We start from the raw sequence: 8,284 nt of genomic DNA, 5'->3' as shown, positions 1-8,284 counted from the left end.
CCTCGCCGCCTCTGCCGATCCTGCCACGGATCGCGGGGCGGGTGTGGGGGCAGCTGCCCCGGCGCGGCGACGTCGTCATCCTGACTCCATCGATGCCCGAACGTCGGGGTGACGTGCTGATCAAGCGCGTGATCGGACTGCCGGGCGACACGGTGCAGATGGTGGCCGGTCGCCTGTGGCTGAACGGCCAGCGCGTGCCGGTGCGCGACATGGGCCTGCGCGATATCGCGATCGACGGCAATTTCCCCTGCGAAGGACGGATGCGGGATGGCCGTTGCCGGCTAGATATCGTTCGCGAAACGCTGCCGGGGGGTGCGCGCTACGACACGATCGACCTGGGGCGGACCCACCTCGACGACACCGCTCCGTACCGTGTCCCTGCCGCTCACGTCTTCGTGATGGGCGACAACCGCGACAACAGCGCCGACAGTCGCGTGCCGGCGCCGGAGGGCGGTCTGGGCGGCGCGATCCCGATCGAGGCGATTGGCGGACGGGCCGAAATCATCACCTTCTCGATGAGCGGCCACGCGGGCTGGAACCCCTGGACCTGGTTTGCGGCCTTTCGCGGCGACCGCGCCGGGACGAACCTGCGGCCGTAGTGCCGATGCGTCGCACCGCTGCTGCGGCGCTTGCCGGTGACACGCGTCGTCCGGGCCGCTACCCAGCGGTGGTGTCCCGCCTTGCCCGTCCGCTCCCGCTCGTGGCCGCGCTTGCCGCGATCCTCGTGGCACTCGCGCTCAGGCGGCCGGTCGATCATGACGAGAGCCAGTATGTTGCCGCGGCGCTGCTGAGCGCGGACGGCTGGCTGCCGTACCGCGACTATGCCTATCTTCAGACGCCGCTCCAGCCGTTTGCCTTTGCGCCGCTGGCGTGGGCGGCGGGTGGACTGGCGTGGCCGGTGCTGCGGGTCGCCAATGCGTTGCTGGGGGTCGTCGTGATCGCTGCGGCGTGGCGGACGATGCGGGAGGCGGGGGTGTCGCCGCGGATCGCGACGGCCGGTGCGGGGCTGCTAGCGGCGAGTGACATCCTGCTGTTCTCCGCCGGCACCGCACGCAACGATGCGCTGCCCGCAGCCTTGTTCGCGCTGGCGCTCATCCCCGTGCTGCGCGCCGAGCGGGGGGCGGGGACGCGGGGCGGCGCGCTGCTTGCCGGTCTGTTGCTGGGTGCGGCGGTGGCGGCGAAGATTTCCTACGCGCTGCCGGCCGCAGCGTACGGCCTGTACGCGCTGGTCGTCCGGCGGCATCGCCCGGGATGGGTGGCGGCGGGCGCGCTGCCCGCGATCGGCCTGGTCGCCTGGACGGCGGCGGCGGCCCCGGCAGCGTTCGCATTCGGCGTGCTAACGTTTCCCGCCGCGGCACCGGCGGAATATTATGCCGCCGCGGGCCGGCTGGCGAAGCTGTCGGTGACGACCAAGCTGGTCGATGTGGTGAAGTTCCTGGCGCTCGGCCCGGCGATGCTGGCGCTGGTCGTCGTGGCGCGCGACAGGGTGTGGGCACACCGGCTGCTCGACATCCTGATCCTCGCCGGACTGGTCGCCGCGCTGCTGCCCGAGCCGACGTGGCGGCAGTATCTGCTGCCGATGCTGGTGCCGCTGTTCGTTCGGCTAGGGCTGGCGTGGCAGGCCCGATCGCCGGGACGCGGCTGGCGGATCGCGGCGGTGGTGTTCGCCTGCGCGGGGCTCGCGCCGAGTGTCGAGGCCATCGCGATGGGCGGCACTCTCGGCGAGGGGATGGCGGTCGCGCGGGCGATCGGCGACCATCGCGCCGTCGCGACGCTGTCGCCGCAGGTGCTCGGCCGCGCCCCCGATCGCCGGTTCGCGACGGGGCCGTTCTATTTCCGCAGCCGGACGCTGCTGACCGCCGAGCACGAGCGCGACTTCCAACTCGTCTCGCAGGCGCGGCTGGATGGGCTGGCGGACGATCCGCCCGCCTTCATCCTGATCGGCGGCGAGGGGGCGTGGAGCAGCGGCGACGATCGGCTGGATGCCGCGCTGGAACGCTGGGCGGTCGCGAACGGCTATGTCCCGGAGCGGCGGATCGGCGCCCGCTTCCGGCTCTACGCGCGCAGCCGGTCGGCGGGCGCGCCGTCGATCGCGGCGCGGTAATAGTCGACCAGCATCGCGGCATGGTCGCGATCGGTGCGCACGCCCGCGGCGGCGTGGCGGCAGGCGGCGCGCAGGATCTGTGGATCGCGGCGGAAGAGGCGGGCGATCGCCGCGGCACAACTGCGGGCGTCGCGCGCGCGATACGTCTCGGCGATCGGCGGCCGGGCGATGTCGAACGCGCCGCCTTCGTCGGGCACGATCAGCGGCAGGCCGCTCGCCACCGCCTCCAGCGCGACCAGCCCGAACGGTTCGGCGTCGGACCCGTGGATCAGCGCATCGGCGCTCGCCATGATGCGCGCGAAGCGCAGCCGGTCGTAGACCGGGCGGAACAGGCGGATGTGCGGGCTGTCGGCGACCTGCCGCGCGAGCTTCTGGTGATCGACGCCCTGGCCTAAGAGGACCAGCCCGACCGGCATCCGCTCGCCCGCCCGCTCGACCGCATCGATGATCGTCGGCCAGCGCTTTTCGGGGTGATGCCGCCCGACGCCCAGCAGCAGCCGCGCCTCGGGCGGCAGGCCGCATTGCGCGAGCAGCGCGGCGCGCAAGCCTTCATCGCGCAGGTCGGGCGAGAAATAGCCGCGATCGATCCCCAGCGGCATCGCTGCATCGACGGTAAGCCCGCGCCGTTCGTGCCGCCGGGCCAGTTCGCCGCCGTTGGTCACGAACCGGTCGAACTTCGCCAGGAACCGACCCATGTAGCGGGTGTACCAGGCGCACCAGCGCTCGACCGTCGCGGTGTCCGCCACGCCCTCCAGCCAGCGCACCGCATAGGCGCCCATATTGTCGTTGTGTGCGAAGAAGACCTTCAGCGCGCGGCCCTGCCACGCGGCGACGATCCACGCCGGGCGCCAGGGCGACGACACCTCGACGACATCGGGGTCGAGCGCGTCGAGCAGGCGGGTAATGGGGGCGGCGTCCCAGAACATGCCGTAGCTGCGGTCGAACGGCAGGCGCGGCGCCTTGACCCAGTGGATGACGCCGCCGCCGGGACGCTCCTCGACCGCATCCTCGTATCCGGGCGCGATCACGATCAGTTCGTGGCCGAGATCGGCCAGGATGCCCATCTTGCGGTCGAGATACGTGCGCACGCCGCCGCCGGTCGGCGAATAGAATTCGTTGACGTCGACGATCCGCATCTCAGCGCCCGTTCTCGTAGGGCGCAAAGCCGGACAGGCCGCGCAGATACTGGACGCGGATCGTCACCGGCGTCACGCCCTGGCCGACGGTGACGATGGCCTGATCGACCTTGGGCCGGCTGCGGCCGAGATTGCCGGTGGCGACGAAGCCTGCCCCGTCGCGCCAGAAGTTGAATTTGTTGCGGCCGTCCCGATCATGCGTCAGCAGCAACGCATAGCGGCCGGGGGCGGGTGCACGGACGCACAGCACGACCGCGCCCGTGGCGGGGGTCTGCGCCCACGTCCGGCGAAACACCTTGCCTTCGCGGACGAGATCGGTGTCGTCCTTCAGAAAGTCGTCGGCATTACCCGGATAGAGTTCCAGCTTCAGCCGGCCGGTGCGGTCCTTCAGACCGGTGACGGTCACCTGGATCGCCGGCCCGCGGATGCCCGCGCAGCTGGCCGATTCCTCCGCGACGCCTTGCGCGGTGGCCGGTGTCGCTGCCAGCAGGCCAAGGGCGGCGGAGAACGGACGGATCATGCGCGGTGCTTCCGGACGACGAGGCCATACAGCGCGAACACGCCGATCAACGCGACGTGGACGGCCAGCGTCAGCGCCGCAGTGAACGCCATCAGGTCGGACAGCGCGGCGCCCTGCCCGATCAGCAGGATCGCGAAATTGGCGAACAGCAGGTCCTTGTTCGGGACCAGCGGCAGGCGCGAGACCAACAGGCGCGCGGCGGCCAGGAACAGCCACATGCCGAGCGTCACGTCGGGCATGGCAAAGGCCCAGGCAACTGCGATCATCAGCGACCCGAAGGCGAGCCGCAGGCTGTGCATGTTGAAGATCCACCACAGCATCCGCCGGGGCAGCGAGAACACGCGGCGCGAAAAGACGATGAACGGCAGCGAGATGGCGAGCGTGACCGCCGCCGACCCTGCGACCATTTTGAACATGTCCGGCGACATCAGCCCGCGCGCGATCGGCAGCGAGACGACCACCATCGCGAGCGTGATGAGGTTGCCGGCGACTGCGGACAGGATCGTCACGTCCTTCACTGCACCGAAGGGGGCGGCGACCATCTTCATCCGTGCGCGCGCCCAGACGTAGAAGTACGCGTCGCCCGAATAGCCGACGACGACCTCGTTCGCGATCCGCTTCTTGACCAGCGCGACCAGTCCGGCGGCGGGCAGGCCCCACAGGCGGCGGAAGATCAGCCAGTCGAACGTCGGCGCCGACATATAGAGCAGCGCGAAGGCGAGGTAGAATGCCGGACTCGCCGGCACATGGCGCCACAGCGCCTGAAGGCCGTGGTCGAGCAGTTCGCGCGCCAGGCCCGCAACCATCAGCAGCGTCATCGCGCCGGCGAAGATCACCGGCCAGCGGCTGCGGATCCGCTCGATGGGTACCAGCGACTCGACATCGGCGCTGGCGGACGGATGGTGCAGTTCTGACGAACTCAAGATCGAATATCCGGCCCAGTCGCTTCCACACCTCGCCCATGGCCACAATAAGCGGCAGTTTCGTGGCAGTCTCGCGGAATCGCAAAGGTGGATCGCTGCGTTGCTATCGTCGCGCGGCGAGCTAGAGCTTGTCGGAATGGCGGATCGACACGCGCGGCATATCCTGACCTACGCCCTGACGCTGGATGGCGGCGGGGTGGAACGGGTGCAGCTGCGGCTGGCGCGTGCGTGGGTGGCGCGCGGGCGGCAGGTGACGCTGGTTCTCGGCTGCGATACCGGGCCGTTGCGGCACGAACTTCCTGATGGCGTGACGTGCGTGCATCTGGGCACGCGCAACTATGCCAGTCTGGTCGCGCGCGTGCCGGGGATTGTCGCGCGCGTGCGACCCGATGTCATCTTCTGCCCCGGCAATCGCTACACCGCGGTCGCCGGCTGGACGTGGGCCCGGCTGGGGCGCCGGTGTCCGCCGACGCTGGCCAAGCTGTCCAACGCGCTCGACCGCACCGACATGGCGCCGCCGATGCGCGTCGCCTATGCCGCATGGCTGCGGATGCACGCCGCCTTCGTCGATCGGCTGGTCGCGATGAGCCCGGCGATGGCCGCCGATGCCGCGCGCCGCATGCGGCTCGGCCGGGCGCGCATCGCGGTCATCCCCAACCCGCCGCCGCCGCGCGGGACCGGCGATCCGGGTCTGTCGCTGCCGCCGCGCTACCTGCTCGGGGTCGGGCGGCTGGTCCCGCAGAAGCGCTGGGATCGCGCCATCGCCGCGCTGGCGGATGTTAGCGACCGGACGATCCCGCTAGTCATCCTGGGCGAAGGCGAGGAGCGGGCGGCGCTTGTCGGTCACGCCGGTGTGCTGAACCTCCGCGACCGGCTGATCCTGGCCGGCCATGTCGCCGATCCGATCCCGGCGATGGCCGGCGCCGCGGCGGTGCTGCTGACATCCGATTACGAAGGCGTGCCCGGCGCGATCCGCGAGGCGCTGTCGGTCGGCACACCGGTCGTCACCACCGATTCGACGCCGGCGGTGCATGAACTGATCCCTGATGCGACGTACGGGACGATCGTCCCGCGCGATGACCCGGCCGCGCTGGTCGCGGCGATCGACCGGCGGCTCGCGGCAGATGCCGTTCGGCCCGCCCCGGTCGCGATGACCGGGGATGCACCGGGGGATTATCTGTCGCTGTTCGACGCGCTGGCTTCGTCTGCGTCCTGATCCTCGGCCGCACGCTCGCCGCGGCGTTCCAGCGCCGCCTTGGCCATCGCGGTAATCGGATCGGCCAGCGCCAGGCCCATGATGCCGAGCAAGGCACTCGCCAGGATCTGGGTGCCCAGCGTCAGCGCGGGCGGCATGTCGACGGTCTTCTTGGCGACGATCGGCAACAGAACATAGCCATCGAACACCTGCACGATGACATAGGTCGCGATCGCCCACATGCCGGTGTCGACCCCGGCGGAAAATCCGACCGCGATCATCAGTGCGCCGGATATGAAGGCGCCGATGTTGGGGATGAACGCCAGCAGCCCGGTCAGGATGCCCAGGATCATCGCCATCGGCACGCCGCCCAGCATCAGCGCAAACCAGGTCAGCACGCCTTCGGCGATCATGCCCAGGATGCGGCCGAACAGCAGCCGGCGCAATGTGTAGCTCATCCGGCGGATGGTCAGCGAGAATTCCTCGCGATGGTCCTGCGGGACCAGCCATTGCAGCCCGCGTTCGTACGTGCGCGGATCGATCGCGACGAACAGGCCGACGACCAGGATCATGAACAGCGTCGTCAGCGCGCTGATCGCGGTGCCGACCCATGACGTCAGCCTCCCGACCGAGCTCAGCGCCTGGCGCGCGATGCCGTTGATGTCGGAGGCTCCCGGCATCAGGCCCTGCTGGGTCAGATAGGTGGTGAAGCGCACGGCCTGCGTCTCGAGGGTCGACCGCAGCTGCGTGACCTGTTCGGCGACCTGGACGCCGGTCAGGTAGAATGTGCCGACCAGGAAGGCGATGGTCAGCAGGCAGACGATCAGCAGCCGCCATGGCCGCGATATCGGCAGGATGCGCCCGAGCAGCCGGACGCCGCCGTCGAGCAATGATGCGAAGACCAGCCCGCCGAGAATGATGAGCAACGGCTGGATCAGCAACACGACCAGCGCGACCGCGCAGATGATGCCGATCCACACGCCCGCACGCTTGATCTCCTTGCGCACGAACGGATCGCGCACTTCGCTGGGGCTCGCGCCGTCGATGACGGGGACCGGGCGGCGCCCGTCGCGGATCACGGTGTCGGCGGCGGGCGTATCGCTCATGGCGCGTCCTTGTGCGGGTGAAGCGACAGGCCGGCGCGGCCCGATCGGAAGGATTTGGGCCACGTCAGCGGGTTGAGCGTCGCCGTGCCGTCCAGCGAGAAGGTGATGAATTCGGCACGCCCGCCGATATTCTCCCACGGCACCGCGCCACCCAGACCCTTGTCGGGTTCCAGCGGGAAGCGGCTGTCGGCGGAATTGTCGCGATTGTCGCCCATCAGGAACACGTGGTTCGCCGCGACCGTGACCGGGCCGTAATTGTCGCCGAACGAATAGCCGCTGTCGATCGTGTCGTACGACCGGCCGTTCGGCAGCGTCTCGCGGTAGATCGGCAGGCGGCACATCTCCGCGCCGTCGGGGCCGCGGACGATCGCATCGGGGCCATAGCTGGTACACTGGTTGTTGGGATCGACCGGCAGCAGGCGGTCGCCCATCGCGCGCCGCGGGACCGGGGTGCCGTTCAGGAAGACGGTCCCGCCGCGGACCTCCAGCCGGTCGCCGGGCAGACCGATGACGCGCTTGATGTAGTCGGTGCGGGTGCCCGGCGGCGTCACGATGACCACGTCGCCGCGTTCGGGCAGCGACCCGAACAGTCGGCCGTTCAGGAACGGGAGCAGGTGGAACGTCGGCGTGACGAAGCTGTAGCCATAGGGGAATTTGGTGACGACCAGCCGGTCGCCGACCAGCAGCCCCGGCATCATCGATTCACTGGGGATGTAGAACGGCTTGGCGACCAGGCTGTGGAAGCCGAGCACGGCGACGACCAGCCACAACAGGCCCTTCAGTTCCGCCCACCAGTCAGTGCGGCGCACCGGCGTGGTGCTCGTCGTCGGCACCGCATTCGGATCGCTGGGATTGAGCGCCACGTCTTCCGCCATCAACCTTCCTTGATCGCCTCGATGATGACGAACGCCTGGGCCCAGGGATGGTCGTCGGTCAGCGTCAGATGTATCCGGGCGACGTGGCCCTCGGGAACCATGGCGTCAAGCCTGGCCTTTGCGCCCCCGGTCAGTGCCAGCGTCGGCGCGCCGCCGGGGCGGTTCACGACGCCGATGTCCTTCATGAACACGCCGCCTGAGAAACCGGTCCCGACCGCCTTCGAAAACGCTTCCTTGGCGGCGAAGCGCTTGGCGAGCGTGCCGGCGCGCGTGAAGGGACGCTTGTCGGCCTTGGTGCGCTCGACATCGGTGAAGCACCGCGCTTCGAACCGCGCGCCGAACCGGTCGAGCGACGACTGGATGCGCTCGATATTGCAGAGGTCGGAGCCCAGGCCGATGATCATGCGCGAAATCCTCCCCGGCAC

Annotated in this window: 9 protein-coding genes; 3 read left to right on the top strand and 6 right to left on the bottom strand. The window is 69.7% G+C overall.

Annotation, left to right across the window (positions count from 1 at the left end; all coding sequences use genetic code 11):
* Both lepB (ASE86_RS00335) and ASE86_RS00330 read left to right on the top strand, forming a co-directional pair.
* A partial coding sequence (lepB, locus tag ASE86_RS00335) for a signal peptidase I (protein WP_162233292.1) occupies positions 1-599 on the top strand: 599 nt, incomplete at its 5' end.
* 71 nt (positions 600-670) lie between these two features.
* On the top strand, positions 671-2,104 hold the full coding sequence (locus tag ASE86_RS00330) for a hypothetical protein (protein WP_056426325.1): 1,434 nt from the start codon (positions 671-673) through the stop codon (positions 2,102-2,104).
* Here ASE86_RS00330 and ASE86_RS00325 read toward each other — a convergent pair.
* Genes ASE86_RS00325 through ASE86_RS00315 form a run of 3 tightly spaced genes read right to left on the bottom strand, consistent with a single transcriptional unit; the run spans position 2,056 to position 4,683 of the window.
* Positions 2,056-3,240, bottom strand: coding sequence for a glycosyltransferase (locus ASE86_RS00325; RefSeq protein WP_056421556.1), 1,185 nt, complete (start codon positions 3,238-3,240; stop codon positions 2,056-2,058). The two genes, ASE86_RS00330 and ASE86_RS00325, sit on opposite strands and share 49 nt — an antisense overlap.
* Before the next feature lies 1 nt (position 3,241).
* A complete protein-coding gene (locus tag ASE86_RS00320; RefSeq protein ID WP_056421555.1) occupies positions 3,242-3,760 on the bottom strand; it encodes a DUF2141 domain-containing protein in 519 nt (172 codons plus the stop codon).
* A complete protein-coding gene (locus ASE86_RS00315; protein ID WP_056421554.1) occupies positions 3,757-4,683 on the bottom strand; it encodes a hypothetical protein in 927 nt (308 codons plus the stop codon). The genes ASE86_RS00320 and ASE86_RS00315 overlap by 4 nt, the downstream gene beginning before the upstream one ends.
* 136 nt (positions 4,684-4,819) lie before the next feature.
* Here ASE86_RS00315 and ASE86_RS00310 point away from each other — a divergent pair, with 136 nt between their 5' ends.
* Positions 4,820-5,899, top strand: coding sequence for a glycosyltransferase (locus ASE86_RS00310; RefSeq protein WP_056421553.1), 1,080 nt, complete (start codon positions 4,820-4,822; stop codon positions 5,897-5,899).
* Here ASE86_RS00310 and ASE86_RS00305 read toward each other — a convergent pair.
* From ASE86_RS00305 to acpS, 3 genes are read right to left on the bottom strand one after another with little or no spacing between them, the layout of a single operon-like run.
* A complete protein-coding gene (locus ASE86_RS00305; RefSeq protein ID WP_056421552.1) occupies positions 5,857-6,984 on the bottom strand; it encodes an AI-2E family transporter in 1,128 nt (375 codons plus the stop codon). The genes ASE86_RS00310 and ASE86_RS00305 overlap by 43 nt on opposite strands.
* Entirely contained in the window at positions 6,981-7,859 is an 879-nt protein-coding gene (gene lepB / locus ASE86_RS00300; protein WP_056421551.1) for a signal peptidase I, read from the bottom strand. The genes ASE86_RS00305 and lepB (ASE86_RS00300) overlap by 4 nt, the downstream gene beginning before the upstream one ends.
* Entirely contained in the window at positions 7,859-8,263 is a 405-nt protein-coding gene (gene acpS, locus ASE86_RS00295) for a holo-ACP synthase (RefSeq protein WP_056421550.1), read from the bottom strand. The genes lepB (ASE86_RS00300) and acpS overlap by 1 nt, the downstream gene beginning before the upstream one ends.
* Between the last annotated feature and the right edge of the window lie 21 nt (positions 8,264-8,284).

It is taken from the genome of Sphingomonas sp. Leaf33 (assembly GCF_001421785.1).
GTDB lineage: Bacteria > Pseudomonadota > Alphaproteobacteria > Sphingomonadales > Sphingomonadaceae > Sphingomonas.
Note: the sequence above shows the minus strand (reverse complement) of the source record. Positions and strands in the feature narration are given on the sequence as shown.